At 60.7% G+C, this 23,006-nt stretch carries 19 protein-coding genes; 17 read left to right on the top strand and 2 right to left on the bottom strand.

What is annotated here, in order from left to right; all coding sequences use genetic code 11:
• Nucleotides 1-34 precede the first annotated feature (34 nt).
• Nucleotides 35-1,153 (bottom strand): glycosyltransferase family 1 protein, encoded by a 1,119-nt coding sequence (locus C6366_RS06320; protein WP_158269673.1) that lies wholly within the window; start codon nt 1,151-1,153, stop codon nt 35-37.
• Nucleotides 1,150-2,487, bottom strand: coding sequence for a glycosyltransferase family 1 protein (locus C6366_RS06325; protein ID WP_107736493.1), 1,338 nt, complete (start codon nt 2,485-2,487; stop codon nt 1,150-1,152). Before C6366_RS06325 ends, C6366_RS06320 begins: the two co-directional genes overlap by 4 nt.
• A 44-nt stretch (nt 2,488-2,531) precedes the next feature.
• Between C6366_RS06325 and C6366_RS06330 the strand changes: the two genes are divergently transcribed.
• From C6366_RS06330 to C6366_RS06410, 17 genes are all read left to right on the top strand, one after another.
• On the top strand, nt 2,532-3,500 hold the full coding sequence (locus C6366_RS06330; protein WP_107736494.1) for a GDP-mannose 4,6-dehydratase: 969 nt from the start codon (nt 2,532-2,534) through the stop codon (nt 3,498-3,500).
• 126 nt (nt 3,501-3,626) lie between these two features.
• Complete coding sequence (locus tag C6366_RS06335) at nt 3,627-4,115, top strand: hypothetical protein (RefSeq protein ID WP_107736495.1); 489 nt, start codon at nt 3,627-3,629, stop codon at nt 4,113-4,115.
• 107 nt (nt 4,116-4,222) lie between these two features.
• Nucleotides 4,223-6,586 (top strand): glycosyltransferase, encoded by a 2,364-nt coding sequence (locus C6366_RS06340; RefSeq protein ID WP_199221444.1) that lies wholly within the window; start codon nt 4,223-4,225, stop codon nt 6,584-6,586.
• 36 nt (nt 6,587-6,622) lie between these two features.
• Nucleotides 6,623-7,552, top strand: coding sequence for a glycosyltransferase family 2 protein (locus C6366_RS06345; RefSeq protein ID WP_107736496.1), 930 nt, complete (start codon nt 6,623-6,625; stop codon nt 7,550-7,552).
• Between the two features lie 21 nt (nt 7,553-7,573).
• On the top strand, nt 7,574-8,569 hold the full coding sequence (locus C6366_RS06350) for a hypothetical protein (RefSeq protein ID WP_107736497.1): 996 nt from the start codon (nt 7,574-7,576) through the stop codon (nt 8,567-8,569).
• A gap of 122 nt (nt 8,570-8,691) precedes the next feature.
• Nucleotides 8,692-9,504 carry a thioredoxin domain-containing protein gene (locus C6366_RS06355; RefSeq protein WP_107736498.1) on the top strand — a complete coding sequence of 271 codons (813 nt, stop codon included), beginning with the start codon at nt 8,692-8,694 and terminating at the stop codon, nt 9,502-9,504.
• Nucleotides 9,505-9,616: 112 nt separating this feature from the next.
• Nucleotides 9,617-11,323, top strand: coding sequence for a glutamine--tRNA ligase/YqeY domain fusion protein (locus tag C6366_RS06360; RefSeq protein WP_199221445.1), 1,707 nt, complete (start codon nt 9,617-9,619; stop codon nt 11,321-11,323).
• A gap of 236 nt (nt 11,324-11,559) precedes the next feature.
• A complete protein-coding gene (locus C6366_RS06365; protein ID WP_107736500.1) occupies nt 11,560-12,828 on the top strand; it encodes a branched-chain amino acid ABC transporter substrate-binding protein in 1,269 nt (422 codons plus the stop codon).
• Between the two features lie 43 nt (nt 12,829-12,871).
• Nucleotides 12,872-15,625: a response regulator gene (locus tag C6366_RS06370; protein WP_158269674.1), complete on the top strand. Its 2,754-nt coding sequence runs from the start codon at nt 12,872-12,874 to the stop codon at nt 15,623-15,625.
• Nucleotides 15,626-15,628: 3 nt separating this feature from the next.
• Nucleotides 15,629-15,943 (top strand): quaternary ammonium compound efflux SMR transporter SugE, encoded by a 315-nt coding sequence (sugE, locus tag C6366_RS06375; protein ID WP_107736502.1) that lies wholly within the window; start codon nt 15,629-15,631, stop codon nt 15,941-15,943.
• 30 nt (nt 15,944-15,973) lie between these two features.
• Nucleotides 15,974-17,110, top strand: coding sequence for an ABC transporter permease (locus C6366_RS06380; RefSeq protein WP_107736524.1), 1,137 nt, complete (start codon nt 15,974-15,976; stop codon nt 17,108-17,110).
• A complete protein-coding gene (locus C6366_RS06385) occupies nt 17,094-17,927 on the top strand; it encodes an ABC transporter ATP-binding protein (protein ID WP_107736525.1) in 834 nt (277 codons plus the stop codon). Before C6366_RS06380 ends, C6366_RS06385 begins: the two co-directional genes overlap by 17 nt.
• A 42-nt stretch (nt 17,928-17,969) precedes the next feature.
• Nucleotides 17,970-19,127, top strand: a complete 1,158-nt coding sequence (locus C6366_RS06390) for an MlaD family protein (RefSeq protein ID WP_107736503.1) — start codon at nt 17,970-17,972, stop codon at nt 19,125-19,127.
• Nucleotides 19,124-19,816, top strand: a complete 693-nt coding sequence (locus C6366_RS06395; protein ID WP_107736504.1) for an ABC-type transport auxiliary lipoprotein family protein — start codon at nt 19,124-19,126, stop codon at nt 19,814-19,816. The genes C6366_RS06390 and C6366_RS06395 overlap by 4 nt, the downstream gene beginning before the upstream one ends.
• Nucleotides 19,813-20,667 (top strand): hypothetical protein, encoded by an 855-nt coding sequence (locus C6366_RS06400; RefSeq protein WP_107736505.1) that lies wholly within the window; start codon nt 19,813-19,815, stop codon nt 20,665-20,667. Before C6366_RS06395 ends, C6366_RS06400 begins: the two co-directional genes overlap by 4 nt.
• A 287-nt stretch (nt 20,668-20,954) precedes the next feature.
• The gene (locus tag C6366_RS06405) at nt 20,955-21,662 is read left to right on the top strand and encodes a B12-binding domain-containing protein (RefSeq protein WP_158269675.1); all 708 of its coding nucleotides are present in this window, start codon (nt 20,955-20,957) and stop codon (nt 21,660-21,662) included.
• A complete protein-coding gene (locus tag C6366_RS06410; protein ID WP_107736507.1) occupies nt 21,659-22,858 on the top strand; it encodes a sensor histidine kinase KdpD in 1,200 nt (399 codons plus the stop codon). The genes C6366_RS06405 and C6366_RS06410 overlap by 4 nt, the downstream gene beginning before the upstream one ends.
• Nucleotides 22,859-23,006: the final 148 nt, after the last annotated feature.

Here is a 23,006-nt window from a genome sequence, read left to right on the forward strand (position 1 = left end):
ATTGGCTCAGTATGGATTTTGGACAGGTGGCCCGTTACATGATGTCCAGCATGGTCCGGCGAATAATCGCGGCGGTGCGGTCCCAGCTAAACGTTTCCCGGACGGCTTGCTTGTGCTTCTCGGATATTCTGGTTTTCGAAGCAAGTATTTCCTGGATCCCTCGAACCCAGGCTCCTGGCTCGAAGTCGTCCAGGACCGTGGCCCCAAAGGCTCCGAACTGGGTCAGGGAACTGTTGGCCTGGACCAGGGCAGGCGTGCCTTGGGACAGGGCTTCGATCACCGGCAGGCCGAAGCCTTCCAGCAGGGAGGGGAAGACCAGGGCCGAGGCCTGGCGGTACAGCGCGGGCAGGTCTTCCGGGGCCACCCGTCCCAGGATCTGGATGTCCTCGGCGTAGGGGTGTTCGGCGATGGCCTGGCGGAGAGGGGCGTCGTGCCAGGACTCGCCGCCCGTGAGGACGAGTTTGCAAGGGGGCCGGGCGTCGCCTTGCGGCGTTGGGGGGGCATCCTGCCGACGAAGCTGGGCATGGACCTGGAGCAGGAAGGGGATGTTCTTCTTGGGCTCCAGGCTGCCCACGTGGAGCAGATAGCGCGGGGGCAGAGGGACGGTGTTGATCGTTGCCAGGGGAGCGGGCGGATCCAGGAAAGCCTCGGAAAGCCCGCAGGGGGCCAGGGTGATCCGGTGACGGGGAATGGCGAACGCTCGGGCCACGTCCTGGGCCGTGTATTCCGAGATGGCGAAGATATGGGCCGCGTGGGCCAGAACCGCGGGCAGGGTGCGGGTGCCCAGGCGGCCGCGCCAGGAGAGCAGGGCGCGGTCGTGCCATGCGCCCAGATCCAGGATGACCACGCCGAATTTTCGACGCCAGAATTTGCGGGGCACAAAGGTGTTGGTGAAGAGGAAACAGTCGTCCGGACGGGCTTCCAGACCGGCCAGCACGGGCCGCCAGAGCAGATCCCGGAGCAGGCCGTTCAGCTTGCGCCGGATGCCGGTTCGGCCCAGGACGCGGAAGGGGCTGGTCAGGGGCAGAACCTGCATGGGCATGGCCTGACGCATCAGGCGGTGACAGATTTCCCAGGCGTACACCGCGGAACCGGCCTCGGTCTGGCCCGTCAGGCTGAGGTCGACCAAAAGGCGTTTCGTGGTACGTTTCATGGTGCCACTCGTAAATCTCCCGGAGACGCCGGGGAGGGTTGTTGGGAGAAAGAGGGGGAAGCCTGTTGACCGGCGACTTGCTGGTAGACCCGCACGGTTTGGTCCACGCATGCGGACCAGGTGAACCGCGCGGCCTGTCGCAACCCGCGTACCCTGGCCGCAAGGCGAAATGGTTCATCCGTCAGCAATCGATCCAGGCCTTCGCGAATGGCCTGCTCATCCTCGGGGTTCACCAGAATGGCCGCGTCACCGGCTACTTCGGGCAGGCTGGCTCGGTCGGCGGTGAGCACCGGCACCCCGCAGGCCATGGCTTCCAGCACGGGCAGGCCGAATCCTTCGTAAAACGACGGCATGGCCAACCCCCCGGCTCCGGCAACCAAGGCGGGCAGGCTGGGTTCGGGTACATAGCCCAGCCGACGGACCAGCCCGGAGTGCTCCAGGGGCTGAATCAGCCGTTCCAGGTCTTCGGTCAGCCATCCGCCGGTTCCGGCCAGAACCAAAGGAAAGGCGGACTTGAGCCTGGCCGGGAGTCCGGAAAAGGCGGTGAGCAAGCGGGCCAGGTTCTTGCGCGGTTCCCGTGTGGCCACGCAGAGCAGGTAGCGTCCGTGTTCCAGACCCAATTCTTTCAGAGTCGGTCGGGTACGCTCCTCGGGCATGGGGTGAAACGCCGGTGCCACGCCCATGGTGCTGACGCTGATCCGGGATGGAGAGACGCCGAGAATCTGGATGATTTCCCGGCGGACGAATTCCGAGATCGTCAGGATATGATCCGCCCGGCGCAGGGTTTTGGGCAGTTCCCGGTCCAGCAGGGCAAGCCGCTCCCTGGGATGGTATTCAGGGTAGTGAATAAAGGACAGGTCGTGAATCGTGACCACGCTCGGACCGGAATAGGGCAGCAGGAGAAAGTTGGGGCCGTGCTGCACCGGGGTTGCGGCCCGGCGGTTTTTTGTCCAAAAGGAAACTTTTTTCAGGCCGAAACTGACCCGATCCTGCAGGCAACGCCAGGGCAAAGCCTTGCGCAGTGATTGCAGGGGGCCGACTTTTCCCATGCATGCCTCCGTTTTTTCGGCAAAGGGCCGACACGGATCAGCCACCCAGCCTCGACCGGCGAAGAAACGCACGGAGTTGAGCCCGGGATGAGACCGCAACCCGCGAGCCAACTCCAGGACATACCGCCCGATCCCGGTCAAGGGCGTGTCGCGCAAGGCGTCCGTGAGCAGCAGGACGTCCGGTTTGGTGGATGAAGAAGGGTGGGTGTGGTGCATGGGGTTCCAGGTGGACAAGGTGAAAATTTGACCATAAAGAACAGCTTCACGCAAGACCGCCGCGTTCATGAACCGTTTTTCCCGCAATACAACCCTGAGACAGGCCTGAAGACATGCCGAACAAACAAAAAAAAGCCCTGATCATGGGCATCTCCGGGCAGGACGGGGCTTATTTGACCAAGCTGCTGTTGGACAAGGGCTACCAGGTTTTTGGTACGTCCCGGGACGTGCAGATGTCCTCGTTCGCGAACTTGCGGCGGCTGGAGGTGCTGGACCGGGTTACGCTGTATTCCGTGGCCGTGAATGATTTTCGCAGCGTGTTGCAGGCCATTATCCGCTCCGATCCGGACGAAATCTACAATCTGGCCGGACAGAGTTCCGTGGGGCTGTCCTTTGAACAGCCCATGGAAACCTTCGAAAGCATCAGCGTCGGGGTGATCAATCTACTGGAGGCGATTCGCTTTTTTGAACGACCGGTGCGGTTGTACAACGCCGGGTCCAGCGAATGCTTCGGGAACACCCAGGGGGTGCCCGCCAACGAAGAGACCTCCTTCCGGCCGCGCAGCCCCTACGCCGTGGCCAAGTCAGCGGCGTTCTGGGAAGTGGCCAATTATCGAGAAGCCTACGGCCTGTACGCCTGCTCCGGAATCCTCTTCAACCACGAGTCCCCCCTGCGTCCGGAACGTTTCGTGACCCAGAAGATCGTGGCCGCCGCCTGCCGGATCGCCGGGGAGGGCGGCGGCGAATTGTCGTTGGGCAACATCGACGTCCAGCGGGACTGGGGCTGGGCCCCGGAGTACGTGGAAGCCATGTGGCTGATGCTCCAGCAGGACGCCCCGGACGACTACGTGATCGCCACCGGCCAGACCTTCAGTCTGGAAGACTTCACGCGCTTGGTTTTCGAGCGCCTGAACCTGGACTGGACCCGGCACGTGCGCACCAACCCCGAGTTCATCCGCCCCACGGACATCATGATAAGCCGCGCTGACCCGACCAAGGCCGCGCGAGAGTTAGGATGGCGCGCCAGGTTCGCCATGCCGGACGTGGCTCGGATGATGGTCGAGGCGAGGGTGAAGGGGTAGGAATCAGAAGTCGGAAGTCGGAAGTCAGGAGGTAGTATGTTGGCGAGTTGGTCGGTAGTCGGACATCTTGCTTCCGGCTTCAGAACCCATGAACCGTTGAACCCATGAACCGTGAACCTATCAAAAATGCCTGAAACCACCGATATTACCGCGGCGGGGATCTCCGTCGATGAGCTGAATGCCAAGATTGACGCCATGTTGGCGGAAATGGACGCGGATCAGGGTGATCCGATGATCAAGGCCCTGCAGGACGACATCGCCCTGCGCAGCTATCACGTTGAAGGCCTGGTCAACGAGGCGGCCCAATGCTTTCCGGCCAGGACCGCGCTGCCGGCCAGGATGAACCGGTTTCCCTTGAAGTACCTGGGCTTTTTGCATCGTTTCATCCTGCGATTCTACGAAGCGCTGTTCCGGGAGCAGCGCGGGGTGAACCTGGCCCTGATCAAGGCTCTGCGGGAATCCATGGCCGTCAATCGTCAGCTCAACGAACAGGTCCGCCGCGGACAGCACAAGCTGGCCGAGGTGCTTCGCGACATCCAGGCCCGGGCCGCGGCCCAGCAGGCCGTGGTGGACCGCCTGGAAAGCGAGCTACGGGATTTGCGGGAACGGGGCTGACCCTGCCGCAATCCCAACCGCGTCGTTTCGGCCATGCCCCCGCGGCCTGTTCTTCGTGATCCGATCCAGACCGCATACCCTCATTACTTCATCGATCCCATTCCACCGTGCAGACTACTCCCATAAAACGAACCATCGCCATCGTCATTCCCTGGTTCGGCAAGGACCTCAAGGGCGGGGCCGAACAGCAGGCCTGGCAAATGGCCACCCGGCTGGCGGCCCGAGGCCACGGCGTCGAGGTGCTGACCACCTGCGGGCGCTCCTTTCAGGACCATTGGGCCGAGAACCATTACCCCGAAGGCATAATCCGGGAGGATGGCCTGGTGATCCGCCGGTTCGCCCTGCGCCGGAGTTCCTTCCACGACTTCAACGCCCTGAACGGGCATTTGCTGCGTCTGGACCGGGACATGCTCAAGCCCGGAGTCAGTCCGGTACCGGGCAACGCGGCCGAGGTCTTTGCCACGGACAGCGTCAACGCGCAGGGCTTGCTGGATCATCTGCGCGGCCCTGGCCAAAACTACGCCGCCGTGGTCTTTCTACCCTATCTTTACGGGCCGATTTTGAACGGCCTGCCGCTGGTGGCGGAGCGGGCCTTTCTGATGCCCTGCCTGCACGACGAGGCCTACGCCTATCTGCCCCAGGTGGAGCGGATATTCCGCAAAGCCCGGGGCATTTTGTACCTGTCCGCCGGGGAGAAAGCCCTGGCCGAGCGGCTGTACGGTCCAGGGATCGTTTCCAAGGGCGTGCTGGTGGGCGCGGGGGTGGAGCTGGACGCTCCGCATGCCGGGAAAGACACGAATCGCGTTCTGGATCAGACCGGCGAGGCCTTTGTGCTCTGCCTGGGCCGAAGGGATGTGCACAAGAACACGGACTTTCTGGTTCAGGCGCATCAGGCGTTTCGCGCCCGGCACCCGGAGTCCCGGTTGCGATTGGTCCTGGCCGGACCGGGGGACCATTCCTACGACGACCGGGAGCACGGCGTGGTGGATCTGGGGCTGGTTGGGGAGGAGGACAAAGCCTTGCTCCTGGCCAAATGCCGGGCCTTGTTTCATCCCAGCGAGAACGAAAGTTATTCACGGGTGATCATGGAAGCCTGGTTCAGTGAGCGCCCGGTGGCGGCCCATGGACGCTGTCTGGCCACGGCCACGGTGGTCCGCCAGAGCGGCGGCGGATGGCTGGCACAGGCTCCGGATCAGTGGGCTGATCTGTTCGCCGCGGTGGAGAAGGCTACTGAAGCGGAACTGAGCGCCCTGGGACGGTTGGGGCAAGCCCATGCCCGGGAACACGCCTCCTGGGAGCGCGTGGTGGACCGTTATGAACAGGCCCTGGGGCTGACTTCAGCCACGTCCGAGTCTTTGGCCGGGATTCAGCCAAGCCGTGGCGAAGCGCGAACCACGGGGCGGGCCGTGCACCAGATCGTGGCCGGTTTTCGCCTGGGCGACGCCATTTCCAACTACGCCCGGGCCATCCGGGACCAGCTTCTGGCCCGCGGTTTCGCTTCGGAAATTTTTCTGCCGGGCCAGCACCTGGACCCCGCGGCCCGGCATCTGGCCCATCCCTTTCAGGACGGCTGCATCAAGCCTGGGGACGGACTGATCTACCACCATTCCATCGGCTCGGACCTGACGCCCTTTGCCGCGGATCACAACGGACCCAAGTGCCTGATCTACCACAACATCACCCCGGCGCACTTTTACGAGCCCTACAGCGACGCCCGGGTCAGCCTGTTGGAAGGCGGCCGGGCCGAGCTTGGAGACCTGGCTGCCCGGTTTCCACTCAGCCTGGGCGTGTCGGCCTATAACGCCCAGGAACTGGCCCAGGCCGGTTTCCAAAACCCGGACGTGCTGCCGCTGATCGTGGACCCCGCCCAGTGGAACACCCCGCCGGACCCGATCCTGATGGCTAGGTTCCAGGACGGGCGGACCAATATCCTGTTCGTGGGCCGGGTGGCCCCGAACAAGCGCCAGGATCGGCTGATCCGGGCCTTTGCCGCGTATCGGACCCTGGACCCGTTCGCTCGGCTGATCTTCGTGGGCGGCTTTGACCCGGCGGACCCGTATTACGTCAGCCTGACCTGGATGGCGGACAAGTTCGGCCTGGGGGACAACGTGCTTTTTCTGGGCAGCATCCCGGACCCGGGCTTGCAGTCCTGCTACCGCACGGCCCATCTGTTCTGGTCCATGAGCGAGCACGAGGGCTTCGGGGTGCCGCTGATCGAAGCCATGTGGTTCAACGTCCCGGTCCTGGCGTTCGCCTCGTCCGCTGTCCCGGAAACCATGGGCGAGGCCGGCGCCGCGTTCCATCGGGTGGACGACTATCCCCGGTTGGCCGCCCTGGCCCGAGTGCTGATCCAGGATGCAGACGTCCGCCACCGGGTGATTCAGTCCCAAAAGGCCCGGCGTGAAGCCTTCGTGGCCCATCGGTTTCATGATCGGTTCCAGGTGGTTTTGGATCGATTGGGATTGGAGTGAGCCGGTTTTCTCAAGAAACAAAAGAAGGTTGTCATCATGACGGAATTATCGGTCGTCGTCCCTTTGTACAACGAAGAGGGCAACGTGGTGGAGCTGCATCGGGAAATCAAGGATGTCTGCGAAGCCAACGGCTATACGTATGAAATCATCCTGGTGGACGACGGCTCCGAGGATGAGACGCTGAAGCGGGCCAAGGAGTGTTCTCCGGCGAAAATCATCCGGTTTCGCCGCAACTTCGGACAGACCGCCGCGTTCGACGCCGGGATCAAGCAGTCCCGATACCGGTACATCGTAACCATGGACGGCGACCGCCAAAACGACCCACGGGACATCCCCCGGATGATCGCCTTTTTGGAAGAGCACGATTACGATGTGGTTTCGGGGTGGCGCAAAAACCGGAAAGATAATTTTTCCAAGCGGTTCTTTTCCAATGGGGCCAAGATGCTCCGGGACGTGCTGGTCAAGGACAGGATTCACGACAGCGGCTGCGCCCTGAAGGTCTATCGACGGGAGTGCTTCGAGAACATCAACCTGTTCGGCGAGATGCACCGCTTCATTCCGGCCCTGCTGAAGATCAAGGGCTTCACCGTGGGCGAGGTGGAGGTCAATCATCGACCCCGTGTCGCCGGGGTCTCCAAGTACAACTGGAAACGGGCCATGAAGGGCTTCGTGGACATGGTTTCCGTGTGGTTTTGGAACAAATACGCGGTCCGGCCCCTGCACCTGCTGGGCGGAGCCGGAATGGTCATGCTGGGTATCGGACTGATCTTCTCGTTGTATACGGTGATCTTGTTCCTGAAGGGGCAGAACCTGTCCAACACGGTTTGGCCGCTTTTGTCCGCCTTTTCAGTGATCACCGGATTGCAACTCTTTGTCAGCGGCCTCCTCGCGGACATGATGTCCAAGCTGTACTATGAGAAATCCAAGGACAAATCTTACATTATTCGTGAAGTTATTGAAAGATAAGACTTTCAGGAGTCAAAGATCATGCGGATGGAAGACATAGCGGCCCTGGTCGCGCCGGACGTGCTGCTTCCGGCCTTGGGCCTGGCGGGATTGCTCCTGCCCGGACTGATCGCCATGGGCGCGGTGTTCGTGGCCGTGCTTACGGCGGCAACGTACAGAAAATCGTCCAAGGTGTTCGCGGACAAGCTGGCTAAGCAGATGTCCGAATTCGGGATGCTCGTGCTGGGTGTGTGGCTGTTGCTCGTTTCAGCGAGGTGGGGGCTCTGGATCGGCGATATTTGGCCGGTGTCCGAACCGTTGCAACGATTTTACCACCTCTTTTTTGACATTCCCGGGCACGTGGGCATGCTGGCCGTCCTGACGTCCATCATCGTCGCCCGGGCCTGGAGGCGACACAAGAACGGCACCGCCGTGCACTTCGTGCTCGGCGGCATTTCCTGCCTGGCCTGGATGGCCGCTCTGGTGCTTTTCGTGGCCGGCTGGCTGGAAATCGGTCGCTTTGAGGGTTTGGCCCCTAAAATGGATCCCTTGGCTTTGCCGGAACTACTCCAGAATCCCACTGCTTGGCTGATCTGGGCCCAGGGGCTGTTTTTGGCCCTGGCCCTGGCCGGCGGGGCGGGCCTGCTGTTTCTGGTGGCGCGGCGCAACAAGGAAGATTACGGACGGGACTATTACGCCTGGGCCGCGCGGACCTGCGCCGCCAGGGCCTTGAGTTCCGGCGTGGTCCAGACGCTTTGGGGCGTGGCGGCGTTTGCCGCTCTGAGTCTGCCTTGGGCCGATATGGTGCTCCAGGACCAGTCCTTCTGGCTTCCGACGGCCCTTTCGGCGTTATCTGAATCTTCGGCCCTTGTGGCCATGCTGGCGTTTCTGTTTTTATCCCCGCTGGCCTGGCTGAGCCTGGTTCCGCTGATTAAGAGCCAGCATCCCATGCGCTTGAAAGGGCTGATGCTGGGGCACGTTGTCATCGTGTTCCTTAGCTTGACAGTGTTGGTCATGACGTTCCATTCACTTTTTTGATGGTCGAGGCATACTGTTTTAAAGAAGTCTTGTCAGTCCCGATGGACTTGGTTGGCTTCGCCAAATAATCCTAAACAAACCGGTAACTAACATTACATATTCGGATTGGAGCACATTGACCCATGATAAAAACCTTGCGACTTTCTTTTTTCGTTCCGGCCTTGGCGTTTGTTTCCTGCTGGCTTGCCCCCCAGGCGGTTGATGCCCGGGACACGGCCGGAAGTATCGCCCCGTCCGAGGTTCGGGAGCTGCTTGCGGCCCATCCTGAACTGGTGTTGGACGTACTGCGTGACAATCCCGTCGAACTGGTGGAAATTTTGGAACAGGCCGTTATGGCCAAGCGGGAGGCGGATCAGCGTCGTCAGGAACAGGCCGACCTGGCAATGGAGCGTAATCCGGAGGTTTCTTCCGACCGTCCCATCCGGGGTAACCCGGATGCCGCGGTGACCATTGTCGAGTATTCGGATTTTCTTTGCCCGTATTGCAGTCAGGCCACTGAAACCGTCAAACGCCTGATGGCCCTGGATCAGGCCGGTGAATTGCGTCTGATGTTCAAACACCTGCCCCTGAATCCGGTTTCTCATGAATTGGCCCTGGCCTATGAGGCCGCGGCCCTGCAAAGCCATGAAGCGGCCTGGGAGCTGCATGATCGGCTTTTCGAACAACAAGGTCGGTTACGGGGCGGGGCTGAGGCCTTGCTTCAGGAGATCGTCGCCGAATTGGGTATCGATCCTGAGCGGTTCACCGAAGATCGCAAGCGTCCGGAACTGGTCGAATTGATCCAGGCTGATATGGATGAGGCCCGCAAATTCGGCTTTAGCGGCACCCCCATGTTTTTGGTCAACGGCATTCCCCTGCGCGGGGCCGTGCCGTTGTCCGAGTTTCAGCGCGTCATCGAACTGGCCAAGACGCGGGATTCGTCCGTGTCGGACTAAGGCGATTTTTGGAAATAATCGCCCCTCACCCCAGCCTTCTCCCAGATGGAGAGGGAAACAAATGGTATGTTCTTTTCGGAAATCATCTAAGGACCGACAAGGAGTTGCCGCGATGACGAGCGCCACCACAGCCATAGCTCCCAATTTCATCAAGACCATCGTCGAGGAAGACCTTCGGGCCGGAAAGAACGACGGCCGTGTGACGACTCGATTTCCCCCGGAGCCCAACGGATATCTGCATATCGGTCACGCCAAGTCCATCTGCCTGAACTTCGGTCTGGCCCGTGAGTTCGGCGGAGCCTGCCACCTGCGCTTCGATGACACCAATCCGATCAAGGAAGACGTGGAGTACGTGGAGTCCATCAAGCGCGACGTACGCTGGCTGGGCTTCGACTGGGGCGACAACCTGTTCTACGCTTCGGACTATTTCGATCGGCTTTACGACTACGCCCAGGAACTGATCCGTCGGGGCAAGGCCTACGTGTGCAGCCTGAGCGCCGAGGATATCCGGGCCTACCGCGGCACCCTGACCGAGCCGGGCCGGAACAGCCCGTATCGCGACCGAACCGTTGCGGAGAATCTGGATCTCTTCGCCCGGATGCGGGCCGGGGAATTCGAGGACGGCAAGCATGTGCTCCGGGCAAAAATCGACATGGCTTCGCCCAACGTCAGTCTGCGCGATCCGGTGATCTACCGGATCAAGAAGGCCGTCCATCACCGGACCGGGGACGCCTGGTGCATCTATCCCATGTATGACTTCGCCCACTGCCTGTCCGACTCCATCGAGGGCATTACCCACTCCATCTGCACCCTTGAGTTCGAAAACAACCGCCCTTTGTACCACTGGTTCCTGGACGCCCTGGAAACCCCGTGTCATCCTGAGCAGATTGAATTCGCCCGACTGAATCTGAGCTACACCGTGCTCAGCAAACGCAAGCTGATCCAACTCGTCCAGGACAAGGCCGTGTCCGGCTGGGACGACCCGCGAATGCCCACAATCACCGGCCTGCGACGGCGGGGCGTACCTCCGGAGGCGCTGCGGATCTTCTGCGACCGGATCGGCGTGGCCCGGGCCGACTCTCTGGTGGACATCTCCATGCTGGAGCATTGCATCAGGGAGGTGCTCAACGCCCGTGCTCCGCGGGTGATGGCCGTGCTTCGCCCCCTGAAGGTGGTGATCACAAATTACCCGGAGGACCAGATAGACGAGCTGGAAGCCCCTTTGCATCCGGAGAGTCCGGAGATGGGAACGCGCATGCTGCCCTTTGGCCGGGAGCTGTACATTGAGCAAGACGACTTCATGGAGGAGCCGCCCAAGAAATTTTATCGGCTGGCTCCGGGCCGGGAAGTCCGGCTGCGCTACGGGTATTACATCACCTGCCGGGAAGTGATTAAAAACAGCCTGGGCGAGGTGATGGAACTGCACTGCACCTACGACCCGGCCTCCCGAGGCGGAGGCACGCCGGACGCGCGCAAGGTCAAGGCCACCCTGCATTGGGTCTGCGCCAAGACAGCCAAACGGGCCAAGGTTCGGATCTACGACCATCTCTTCACCACTCCCAATCCCAACGAAGCCCCGGAAGGCAAGGACTTCCGCCACAATCTCAACCCCAATTCCCTGGAGGTTCTGGAGAGCTGCCTGGTGGAACCGCATCTGGCCGCGGCGGAGACGGGCAGCCGCTGGCAGTTCGAGCGGCTGGGGTATTTCAGCGTGGATCCGGTGGACAGCACTCCGGAGGAATTGATCTTCAACCGGATCATCTCCCTGCGTGACACCTGGGCCAAAGTTCAGGCCGCGGAGGGCAAAAGAATCTGGTAACTACTCACCTGCGTTCCGGCTTGTCTCGATTTTTCAGCCTCGCAACTTCTTCATCGGCTTCGTAACATCGAGCCATTGCCCGAATAATCAACAGTTGGCACTTCAGGCGTCCGGCAATGGTTCGATGAACGAATCCTGGCTCAGTCAGACAATCGAGGCCGAAAAATCGAGACAAGCCGGAACACTCCATATCTTGTCGTGAAAATGTACAGAGGAGTTACCTTGCCGGAGCCCCCATGACGACAAATCCCTTCCATTTCCGGATGACGCGTCTTGTCCTGGGGCTGCTGCTCGGGATCATGGCCGCGGCCACCTCGGGCTGCGCTCCGGAGACCGCGACGCGGTCGGCATGCCGGGACGCCTTGGGTTGCGTTTGGGTCGAGCCGGGCGAAGCGGTGAAAATCGTCAGTTTGCAGACCTTCAGCGGCCCACTGGCGATGGTCAGCGAAGAGCATGTACGGACCTTGAAAATGCGTGTCGCCGAACGCGGGGGGCCGTACGGTTGGCCTGTGACCGTCCTGCGCGAGGACGAGCAGTGTTCCGCTGCCGGCGGACTGGTGGCGGCCCAAAAGATTGCAACGGATCCGAACGTGGTCGCGGTTCACGGTCCGAACTGCTCCAGCGCGGCGATCCCAGCGGCCCGGGTTCTCTCCGAAGCGGGTCTGGTCATGGTCTCCGGGACCGCCACGGCCCCTTCCCTGACCTCCCGGAACGGCAAACGAGGTGAGCATAATCACCCGGGGTTTTTTCGAACCGCGGCCAACGACCAGTTTCAAGGGGTGGCCGCGGCCTCCTTTGCTTTTGACTTTCTGGGACTGCGTAGAGTTGCCGCTGTTCATGACCAGAGCCCGTACGCTGAGGGCTTGGCCGAGACGTTCCTTGCCGCCTTTCTAGCAAAAGGCGGCAAGGCGGTCTTCGCCGACGCCGTAGCTCGTGGAGACCGCAATATGCGGCCCGTGGCCCAGGCCATGGCCGGATCTCATCCGGAACTACTTTTTCTGCCGATTTTTTCCCCGGAGGCTGAATATCTGATTCGCTCCGTCCAGGCCGAGCCGGAACTATCCAATCTGATTCTGCTCAGCGCGGATTCCATCTTCAACCAACCATTCATTCAGGGCTGTGGCGACGTCTGTCGGAACATGCTCTTCATCGCCCCGGACCAGGTCCGGAGTCCGGCCTACACCGCGTTTCTGGATCATTATGTTGAAATTCACAGTAGGGGCCCGGTGGGCTACTTTCATGCCCACGGCTACGACGCCGCGTCCATCCTTCTCCGCGCCCTGGAACAGTCATCTTTTCCGGAGCCGGACGGCTCCCTGCGCATCGAACGGCAGCGTATTCGAGACTCTTTGTACGAACTGCGCCGCTTTCCAGGGCTGACCGGGGCGCTGAGCTGCGACGCCTTCGGCGACTGCGGTGTTCCGCGTTTCAAACTGGTTCGTCTCGAAGCGTCCATGGATTTCGAACAAGCGCTGCGCAACACCCTGGCAGTTTATGCCCCCTGATTCCCAGATTCCCTCCCTCCAATCCAGGCAAGGCATTGGAGCCTTGATCCGACAAAAATGGCGCGGCTCGTCCATTGGCTTCAAGTTCGCGTCCATCATGGCCTTCATGCTGCTGTTGATCATGCTCACGGCCCTGACCGGGGCCCTCGCCTTGCGTACGACCCTGAATCATGTAGAGTCTGTGATCATCGTCAGTACGGACATCCGCGAGCTGACCCTGGAAATCGACCGGGAGTTGCAATACGCCCGCCAGCTTGAGCGGGCTTTTTTTCAGCAGGTACCCCAAGTCGGTTTTTCCAAAGCCATGGAGTCTTTCGGGGAACCGCTGCAATCTCGGATCAAGGGCGTGATCGCCCTGACCAACAGCTTGCGCGGCAAGCTTGACGATCCGGCCATCAGTCAGGACTTGCGGGACACGGTTCTGCACCTGGACTTTTATCTTTCCGCGGCCGAAAGCTACGCCCTGACTTTTGCTGAAGCCGTGTTGATGGTTTCGGAATTGGCCAGGGAGGACACCGGACGCCAAACCACGCTGTTCGTGATCAGCGACGTGCTGGTGGAGCGGATGGAAATGCTTCAGCGCTGGGATCTGCTTCTGCTGTTCCGTACAGCCCAGACTTGGCAGAACCGCTATCTGGCCACCCGCCAACGTTCGGACATGCAGTCCGTTCTGAACGTGCTGCAAGCCTTTGAAGATCGTTTGCGGAGCGACGATTATCTGCCGAACGTCAGTCGTTCGGACCTGTTGAACATGCTCCGCTATCACGCGCATGTTATTGAACTGATTCTGGAACTGGATCGACAGCTGGAGGAAAAGTCCCGTGAGTTCGAACTCCGTATTCAGGCCTTGACGCCAATTTCCGAACAACTGATTTTCTTGGCCCGACAAGAGGTGGATCGGGCCTGGCAAAGTATCGACAAGACCCGCTGGAACGCCACCATGCTTTTGCTCGCGGCCGTGGTCTGCGCCGTTCTCTTGGGACTGACATCGGCCCTGATCATGCACCGTTCCATCACCCGCAAGTTCGCGACTCTGACCGCGGCGGCGGACAAAATCCGGGACGGCAATCTTCGGGCCCGGGTCGAGGTGCGCTCCAGCGACGAGATTGGCAGATTGGCCGAGACCTTCAACACCATGGCCGAGAGAATCGCGAATCTGATGCACGACCTGGAGCAGCGCGCTGAAATGAGCCGAAACCGGCTGTTCCAGGGCATCGAGTCCATTGAGGAAGGGTTTGGCCTGTTCGATAAGCATGGTCGTCTGGTAACCGCGAACCGGAATGTGCTTCGGGTGTTTCCGGCCTTGGAGAACACTCTGCGCCCCGGGGTGACGTTTGAGGAATGTTTGTCCGTCATCCAGTCAAGTGAGAGGGTTTTTTTGTATCAATCCGACGAGACGGATCAGTCCGAGCTTCCCGTGGACTGGATCGACCGGCACCATGAACTATTCCGGCTCGGGGTGGGTACGGATGAAATCCGCGTGGCCGGGGAGCGAATCCTGCGGGTCCGCTATTCCCGTGCGGAGAACGGGGAAACCGTGGTTTTGCTGGAAGATGTCACCGAGCGTGCCCGGATGCAGGAGCAACGCCTGGAGATGGAACGGCGGCTGCTTCATGCCCAGAAGCTGGAGAGCCTGGGAGTCATGGCCGGTGGTATCGCCCATGATTTTAATAACCTTCTCGCGGCCATGATGGGCAACATGGAACTGGCTCTGTCCATGGCCGGATTGGAGGAACCGAGCCGCAAGCGCGTGGAACAGGCACTCTTGGCCGCCCGGCGGGCCGCGGACCTGACCCGTCAGATGCTGGCCTATTCCGGCAAGGGCGGGTTCGATGTCCGTTCCGTGGTGCTTAACGACCTGGTTCGGGACAACGCCCATATTTTTCAAACCGCCCTGGGCAAGAATATTAACTTCGTCCAGGACCTGGCTCCGTCCCTGCCTCCGATCCGGGGCGATGCCGGGCAGATCCAGCAGGTGATCATGAACCTGATTACCAACGCCTCGGAAGCCATTGGCGACCATCCCGGAACCATGACCCTCTCTACCCGGCTGGCGTATTGCGGCGCGACGCTTCTGGGCCGTTCCCGGCTCGAGGAAAAGCCCGTGCCTGGCTGGTTCGTCCAGCTGAAGGTTCAGGATACGGGTGTGGGGATGAGCGAGGATGTCCAGTCCAAACTGTTCGATCCGTTCTTCAGTACCAAATTCACCGGGCGCGGGTTGGGGCTCTCCGCGGTCCTGGGCATCGTGCGCGGTCATCGTGGGGCGATCATTGTGGACAGCACTCCGGATTCGGGGACCACGTTTCTGGTGCTTTTTCCGGTGGACAACGCAATAATAAAGAACATCTCGGTTCCGGAACCGTCGCCTACTCCGAGTTCGTCCGTCGAGCCTCGGACGGCCGTTTCCTCGGATCTGGAAATGATCCTGGTCGTGGACGACGAGGAAATGGTCCGGGATCTCTCGGTTGAAGCCTTGGGGCATCTTGGCTATGCGGTGATCACGGCCAATGACGGCGTCGAGGCAATCCGGGTTTTTCAGGAGCACCATCAACGGATCGCCTGCGTGCTCCTGGATATGATGATGCCGAATATGGACGGGGTCACGGCGTTCACGGAATTGCGCAAGATCGCGCCGGACGTTCCAGTGGTCCTGTGCAGTGGATACAGCTCTCAGGAAGTGGAGCAGCGCTTCGCCGCCGACCGTCCGGGGGCTTTTTTGCAAAAACCGTTCAGCATCGAGGCGTTACGGCGGGCGATTCTCGACGTGCTGGAAAACCGTAACCAATCACGAGGATGAACAATGGCTTGGTTTTTTTTGGCCGTTGCCGGTGTTTTCGAGATAATTTGGGCCATCGGCTTGAAGTACTCCAACGGCTTTACCCGACTCTGGCCCACGGCGCTGACGCTGACGGCCATGCTCTTCAGCTTCGGATTTCTGGCCCAGGCCCTGCGAACCATTCCCGTGGGCACCGGTTACGCGGTCTGGACCGGCATCGGCGCCGTGGGTACGGCCATCCTGGGCATTATCCTCTTCGCCGAACCGGCGACTTGGGCCCGGATCGGCTGTATCCTGCTGATCGTATCCGGAATTTTAGGGTTGAAACTGGTTTCCTGAGACCCACGAACCCGAATCACGGTGGTCGACGTGCACCCCGAACTCCTCTCTCAAGTAAAACTTGAAGAACATCCCTCCACTGCTTCTGGTACCCTTACCGCGACACTGACCGGTCGGTTAGACGTCCGAAGCACGGGTGCAGTCTGGCGGCAATTGCATGTTCTCGTGGGCAAGGCTCGGTCGGTGGTTTTGCGCCTGGATGTATCCGGGATGGGGTACGTGGATGCATCGGGACTGGCCTTGTTTGCGGAACTCGACGAGGATCTGCGGGCCAGGGGAGGTGGCCTGGAGCTGGTCGGAGCGCGTGAAGAACTGGCCGGGAGCCTGGAGCGGTTTCAAGCTCTGAGCCAAGGCGCCGCGGTTCCGGCGCGGCGCGGCGGGGTGCTGGAGCGAATCGGACGCGCCGCCCAGGCTTTCGGGCGGGACGTGCGGGATCTAGTGGGCTTCGTGGGCCTGTTCGTCTCCGGTTTCGCCTTGGCGCTGCGACGTCCCGGGAGCATCAGGTGGCGGGACTTCTGGCTGAGCTGCGAAACCGTGGGGGCCAACGCCGTGCTGATCATCATGCTTATCGGCTTTCTGATGGGCCTGATCATCTCCTTCCAATCCGCCATGCCCCTGCGGATGTTCGGCGCGGAAATCTATGTGGCCAGGCTTTTGGGGCTGTCCATGATCCGGGAACTCGGCCCGTTGGTCACGGCCATCATTCTGGCCGGGCGCTCCGGGGCGTCCTTTGCCGCGGAACTGGGCACCATGAAGATCAACCAGGAACTAGACGCCCTGACCACCATGGGCCTGGACCCGGTCCGGCTTCTGGTGGTGCCTCGGATGCTGGCCGCCATGTGCATGACTCCACTGTTGACCATGGTGTTCATCGTCTTCAGTCTGATCGGCGGGGCCGTGGTCATGCTTTCCCTGGGCTATCCCCTGGTGAGCTACACCAATCAGGTGACTCTTTCCGTGGGCGTGGGGGACCTGGCCAACGGCCTGTTCAAATCCTTTGTCTTCAGCCTGCTGGTGGGCTGGATCGGGTGCGTGCGCGGTCTGCAGACCGGCCAGGGGGCCTGGGCCGTGGGCGCGGCGACCACCAGCGCCGTGGTCAGCGGGATCATCCTGATCGCGGTCATGGACGGCATATTCGCGGTGCTGTATTATGTCTTTAATTACTGAAACCACGGCCTGCGGCGTTGAACCCGGCTCTCGGGGCGAACCGTTGATCCGGGTCCAAGCCTTGACGGCCGGTTACGGAGAGCGGATCATCCTCCGGGACGTGGACCTGAATGTCTTCCCCGGCGAGGTGTTGATCCTCCTGGGCGGATCGGGCTGCGGCAAGAGCACCTTGCTCAAGCAGATGATCGGCCTGGAGCGGCCCATGTCCGGCACGGTGCTGATCAACGGCCAAGACGTCCACGCGGCACGGGGGGCGGAACGAACGCGTATTCTGCACGGCTTCGGGGTCAGCTACCAGACCGGGGCTTTGTTCGGTTCGTTGAGCGTTCTGGAAAACATCCTGCTGCCCCTGGAGGAGTGTACGGATCTGCCCAAGCCCTTGCGGCTGCGCGTGGCGCGGATGAAGCTGGCCCAGGTGGGGCTGGCCGGGTTCGAGGACCACGCCCCCGCTGAGCTGAGCGGCGGGATGGTCAAGCGGGCGGCCATCGCCCGGGCCATGGTCCTGGACCCGTGCGTCCTGTTTTTGGACGAACCCTCGGCCGGGCTGGACCCGGTGACCTCCGCGGAACTGGACGCTCTGATCCTGGATCTGGCCCGGAGTCTGGGCATGACCTTCGTGATAGTGACCCACGAACTGGCCAGCGTGTTCGCCATCGCCGACCGGGTGATCATGCTGGACAAATCCCGGCAAGGCATCGTAGCCCAAGGCGACCCGATATCTCTTCGCGACCAATCCACCGACCCGCTGATCCAGGACTTCTTTCATCGTCACGTATCTGGAGGGGGAAGGTTGAAGGGTGACCCCCTGACCCCCTGAAACGTAAACTCTTGAACCGCTGAACCGTAACCCCATGAACTCATGAGCGTCCAGACCAACTACGTCAAACTCGGGGCCTTCGTATTGATCACAACGGCCCTGATCATCGTCGGGCTGATCGTGCTGGGCAGCGGCAAGCTCTGGAGCGAGCGCCTCCTCGTGGAAACCTATCTGGACGAATCCGCCCAGGGGCTGGAAGCCGGGTCCGTGGTCAAAATGCGCGGCGTCCAGGTAGGCAATATTGAACGAATATCCTTTGTTTATCTCAAGTACCCCGAAGCGTTTCAGGCCGGACACCGCTATGTGCTGGTGGAGATCGGCCTGCAGGCCGACCAGTTCGGAGATTTTACCCGGGACAGGTTCAAGGAACTTCTGGCCGAGGAAATCGTCACCGGGCTGCGGATTCGGATTACCCCCCAGGGACTGACCGGCGCGGCCTACCTGGAGCTGGACTATACCACCCCGTTCCGAGCCCCGGCCCTGCCCATCAATTGGACTCCGTCCGCGCCTTACATTCCTTCGGCTCCGGGAACCATCGCCCGGTTCGAGGAAACCTTCGAGTCGGTCAGCAGCACCCTGAAAAACCTGGAAGAGGTCAATTTGAGCGGGCCCGTGGAACGCTTGGAACAGCTTCTGAGCCTGGCCATGGAGAAGGTCGACGCGGTCCAGACCGAGCGATTCAATGCCGAGGCCATTGCTCTGATGGAAGAGTTGCGCCAAACCAATGCCCAGGTTTCACGACTGCTGGGCGGTTCGGGCAATGCCGCTGGCCAGGGCGGCCAGGACGGCGGAGTGGATCTGCAATCCATCTTCCAGGATATTTCCCTGGCCATGCGGGAAGTGCGGGGCATGGCCGAAGAAGTGAACAAATGGGTCCATGCCGAGCAGGGCGGGCTGGAGGATTTGCGTCTCGCCATCATTGATTTGCGGCGGACCATGGCCGATGCTCCGGAGATGGTGGAAGATTTTTCCGTCGCCGCGGACACGGCCCAGGCGAGCTTTTTACGCTTTCAACAGCTCCTGGGCCAGATCCAGCTTCGCTTGGCCTCGAAGCTGGAACAGATCGACGTCCTGCTGCACAACCTTGGACGAACCAGTGAAAACGTGCGGGAAATCACGGAAGACGCCCGGGATTATCCCTCCAGATTGTTTTTCGGCGAGCCTCCGGCCGGTTCCCGGAATCAGGAGTCCCAACCATGAACCTCATGTCACTTCATTTATACTCGGTGACGCGCCGCGGCATGCTTTTCGGATTGATTTTTCTTATGGTCATGATGGGGAGCCTGTCCGGTTGCGCATCTCTGACCCGTCCGGACCCTGACCGCCGTTACTACCTGCTCCAGGTCCAGCGTCCCAAGCCCACGCTGGAGCGCCCCCCCGAGGCTCCGGTTCTGGCCGTGCGCACCTTCCGCGTCGCTCCGGCCTTCGATTCCAGGGGCATTGTAACCATCCGGGCCGACGGGTTGGTTCAGCGGGATTTTTATGAACGCTTCTTTCTGCCTCCGGGGGAGATGCTTGCCGGACAATTTCGGAGTTGGTTGGGCCAAGCCGGGCTCTTCAGCCTGGTCATGGATATGGGAGGGCTGACCGAGCCGGACTTGATTCTGGAAGGGTACGTTCAGGAACTGCACCGAGACCTGCGTGACGGGAGGCGGAGCGCCGTGCTGGTCCTGCAAGTGCTGCTGCTCCGTACGACCCGCTCCGGCGCCATGGAGGTGGTCGTGCAGCGGGACTACAATCAAGCGCTGGATCTGCCGGACGGTTCGATTAGCTCCCTGGTGGCCGGCTGGAATCTGGCCCTGGAGCGGATACTCTCCGAGGTGGAAACCGCCTTGCGTGATACACCGCTTACGCCTGCCATGAACCATCTTCAGGAACCGAATCAATGACCACACGGGTCTACGACGCCGCGACCCATGTCTTCGATCCCCTGCATGCCTACTGGGAGTCCGAGGCCAACCGCAAGGTGGTCACGGTCTTGCTGGTGGCCTTGTTTCTGGTCTCCCTGGGACTGATCGAGCTGAACCGCCAAGGGCTGCTGCCGGCGTCCCTGCAAGGGGTGCTCGGGTTGAGCCATTTTCAGGCCATCAACGCGGCCTTCACCCTGGTTCTGCTGGTGGAGGTTGTCAGCCTGATCTTCGTGCTGCCCTGTTCGGTTTCCAAGTCCGTGGGCAAGCAGTTCGAGATTCTGGCTCTGATCCTGTTGCGCAACTCCTTCAAGGAACTGGTCTACCTGCCCGAGCCCATCCAGCTCGGGACGGACATGATGCCGGTGCTGCGCATCCTGTCCGACGGCTTCGGGGCCTTGGCCATCTTCGTGATCCTGGGGCTTTACTACCGCCAGCAGAAGCAGCGCGGTGAGCGGATAATCGGCGAAACCCGGTACCGCTTCGTGGCGGCCAAGAAGCTGGTGGCCCTGGGGCTGCTGGCAGTGTTCGTCGCCCTGGCGGTCTACGGGGGCTGGGACTTTCTTTTCGGGGACCGTTCGTTCGCCTTTTTCGCCACCTTCTACACGGTCCTGATCTTCAGCGACATCCTGTTGGTTCTGGTTTCCCATCAATTCCTGCCGACCTTTCACGCCGTGCTGCGCAACTCCGGATACGCGGTTTCCACCCTGCTGCTGCGTCTGTCCCTGACCGCGCCGCCGTATTACGACGCCGGCATCGGCGTGGCCGCGGCCCTCTTCGCCCTGGCCCTGACCTGGACCTACAACGGGTTTTACGGCGCCAAGGACGGCTAAAATCGAAGATTTTTGTAACTGCTCAATGACTCCGGGCAGCTCTTTTCATAGTGGGACAGGCATCTTGCCTGTCTGCTCAGGATTTTTGGGCATTTAAACACCGGCCACATGAAAGCTTTGACACAGGGCAGTTCATTGGACAGGCAAGATGCCTGTCCCACTATTGTGTTTCTTTGTCGTTCGAATAAGGCGGAAGCTGCATCAAGCACATCGGCTGTCCGGTAGAATTGCCCAGACTTTTTGAACAGATACAGATTTTTCATATGAACCACAGGACGGAAGTCGTCATGAACCAAGAACGTATGCCTTCATTTGTCGGCCTGTCCGAAATGGCCGGAGAGCATGCCGAACTGGCCCGTGAATATTTGCGGTTGTTGCTGGCCGCCAAGCGCAGGGAAGCGTCGGATCTGGTGGTGCAGGCCGTGGAGAGCGGGGTCTCGGTCAAGGACGTCTATCTGCGGGTGTTTCAGCCCGTGCTTTACGAAGTCGGCGACCTCTGGCAGCGCAATCTGGTTTCCGTGGCCCAGGAGCATTACTGCACCGCTGCGACGCAGTTCGTCATGTCCTTGCTCTACCCGTACATTTTCAGCGGCAAGCAGGCCGGACATCGGTTCGTGGGCTGCTGCGTGGGCGGGGAGTTGCACGAGATCGGAATGCGGATGGTCACTGACTTTTTTGAGATGGAAGGCTGGGATACCTACTACATGGGCGCCAACATGCCGGACGAGGACGTGATCCGGACTATCATCGACCAGAAGGCCGGTTTGGTGGGCATTTCCGTGACCATGACCTTCCACCTGCACCTCGTGGGCCGCTTGATCCTGCGCATTCGCAGTCGTCCGGAATGCCGCGACGTCAAGATCATGGTCGGCGGATATCCCTTTCTGGCCAATCATCAGCTTTGGAGGGGCGTGGGCGCGCATGCCTTTGCCGCGGACGCCCGTCAGGCCATTGAAGTGGCCGGTCGTCTTCTGGACGATGGGAGAAAGCCATGAACCGAAGCGAACAACGCGACGTCGTCGCGCTGCTGTGCGACGACATGGGAGTTGTCCGTGAAGTGCTGGCCGACGAGCGCAATCGGTTCGAGAACGTTCTCGCCGGATTGCCGTTCACGGCTTTCGTCCATCCCACCTCGTTGACCAAAGCTCAAAATTTTTTGATGGAGATTCAGGAAAAAGGCATTGTCCTGGACTGGGAACTGTGCGTGGCCACCGGTGACGCGGTGACTATTCTTCGGTTCACCGGAATCCGCCATGAGAAGCAAACGGTCATTGTCGGGGCCGAGGACATCAACTCGGCCATGGAACTCTACGAGGAGATCCTGAGCATGCACGGGGACCAGATCACCTTGCTGCGGGCCGAGGTCAAGCGGCGCAAGGAAATGGCCGACGAACTGCATTTGATGAATCTGCAAGGTTATGAAGAGGTGACCCGGCTGAACAACGAGTTGGTGACCATGCAGCGGGATCTGGTCAAGAAAACCCGTGAGCTGGAGACACTGAACCAGCAAAAGAACCTGTTCCTGGGCATCGCGGCCCATGACCTGCGCAATCCCATCGGCAATATCCTGAACCTGAGCCAATTGCTCCAGGACGAGCTTCAAGGCAGGCTCAATGAAGATTCCACCCTGTATTTCCAATTGATCGATTCGAGTTGCGGCTTTCTGCTCAAATTGATCTCTGACCTGTTGGACTTTTCCCAGATCGAGTCCGGCAAGCTGACCCTGGAACTGGAAACCGTGGATTTGAAGGCGCTGATCTCCCAGCAGGCAGCCTACGCCCGAACCTCGGTCAAGGCCAAGGGCGTGGAGTTGTCGTTCTCCGTCCTGGGAGAGGGGCCGTTCGTCATTCAGGGGGATCGCGGTCGCCTGACCCAGGTGGTGGACAACCTGGTCAGCAACGCCGCGAAGTTCAGCAGCGCGGAGAGCCGGGTCGAAATCAGCCTGGCCCGGAAAGAGAAGGATCTGCTGTTCACGGTCCAGGATCATGGACCGGGCATCAGCCCGGAAGACCAGGCCAAGCTTTTCCAGCCCTTTGCCAAGGCCTCCGCCCGTCCCACCGCCGGAGAACGCAGCACCGGCCTGGGCCTGAGCATCGTCAAACGCATCGTCGAAGCCCATGGCGGCGAAATCCGTTTGGAGAGCGTCGTCGGCCAGGGAACGACGCTTCGCGTGCGTCTGTCGGCGGAATGATGTTTCCGGGCATCCGCTTGAAGAGGTGGACCCGGACATGGTCAACAGCGACCAGCAACATCTCCATGCGGCATTTTTGCGGAGGTAACTGTATGGTTGACGGCCTGTGCCCTCCGGATCACTCTGGAATACGGGTTTGAGCGGAAAC

This window comes from Desulfonatronum sp. SC1 (assembly GCF_003046795.1).
Lineage (GTDB): Bacteria > Desulfobacterota > Desulfovibrionia > Desulfovibrionales > Desulfonatronaceae > Desulfonatronum.

What these genes read in the sequence shown, in the direction of transcription:
- C6366_RS06355 (WP_107736498.1), top strand. Translation starts at nt 8,692, where the DNA reads ATGATAAAAACCTTGCGACTTTCTTTTTTCGTTCCGGCCTTGGCGTTT.
- C6366_RS06360 (WP_199221445.1), top strand. Translation starts at nt 9,617, where the DNA reads ATGACGAGCGCCACCACAGCCATAGCTCCCAATTTCATCAAGACCATC.
- C6366_RS06405 (WP_158269675.1), top strand. Translation starts at nt 20,955, where the DNA reads ATGAACCAAGAACGTATGCCTTCATTTGTCGGCCTGTCCGAAATGGCC.
- C6366_RS06390 (WP_107736503.1), top strand. Translation starts at nt 17,970, where the DNA reads ATGAGCGTCCAGACCAACTACGTCAAACTCGGGGCCTTCGTATTGATC.
- C6366_RS06395 (WP_107736504.1), top strand. Translation starts at nt 19,124, where the DNA reads ATGAACCTCATGTCACTTCATTTATACTCGGTGACGCGCCGCGGCATG.
- C6366_RS06385 (WP_107736525.1), top strand. Translation starts at nt 17,094, where the DNA reads ATGTCTTTAATTACTGAAACCACGGCCTGCGGCGTTGAACCCGGCTCT.
- C6366_RS06345 (WP_107736496.1), top strand. Translation starts at nt 6,623, where the DNA reads ATGACGGAATTATCGGTCGTCGTCCCTTTGTACAACGAAGAGGGCAAC.
- C6366_RS06325 (WP_107736493.1), bottom strand. Translation starts at nt 2,487, where the DNA reads ATGAACGCGGCGGTCTTGCGTGAAGCTGTTCTTTATGGTCAAATTTTC.
- sugE (WP_107736502.1), top strand. Translation starts at nt 15,629, where the DNA reads ATGGCTTGGTTTTTTTTGGCCGTTGCCGGTGTTTTCGAGATAATTTGG.
- C6366_RS06330 (WP_107736494.1), top strand. Translation starts at nt 2,532, where the DNA reads ATGCCGAACAAACAAAAAAAAGCCCTGATCATGGGCATCTCCGGGCAG.
- C6366_RS06320 (WP_158269673.1), bottom strand. Translation starts at nt 1,153, where the DNA reads ATGAAACGTACCACGAAACGCCTTTTGGTCGACCTCAGCCTGACGGGC.
- C6366_RS06400 (WP_107736505.1), top strand. Translation starts at nt 19,813, where the DNA reads ATGACCACACGGGTCTACGACGCCGCGACCCATGTCTTCGATCCCCTG.
- C6366_RS06365 (WP_107736500.1), top strand. Translation starts at nt 11,560, where the DNA reads ATGACGACAAATCCCTTCCATTTCCGGATGACGCGTCTTGTCCTGGGG.
- C6366_RS06335 (WP_107736495.1), top strand. Translation starts at nt 3,627, where the DNA reads ATGCCTGAAACCACCGATATTACCGCGGCGGGGATCTCCGTCGATGAG.
- C6366_RS06410 (WP_107736507.1), top strand. Translation starts at nt 21,659, where the DNA reads ATGAACCGAAGCGAACAACGCGACGTCGTCGCGCTGCTGTGCGACGAC.
- C6366_RS06350 (WP_107736497.1), top strand. Translation starts at nt 7,574, where the DNA reads ATGCGGATGGAAGACATAGCGGCCCTGGTCGCGCCGGACGTGCTGCTT.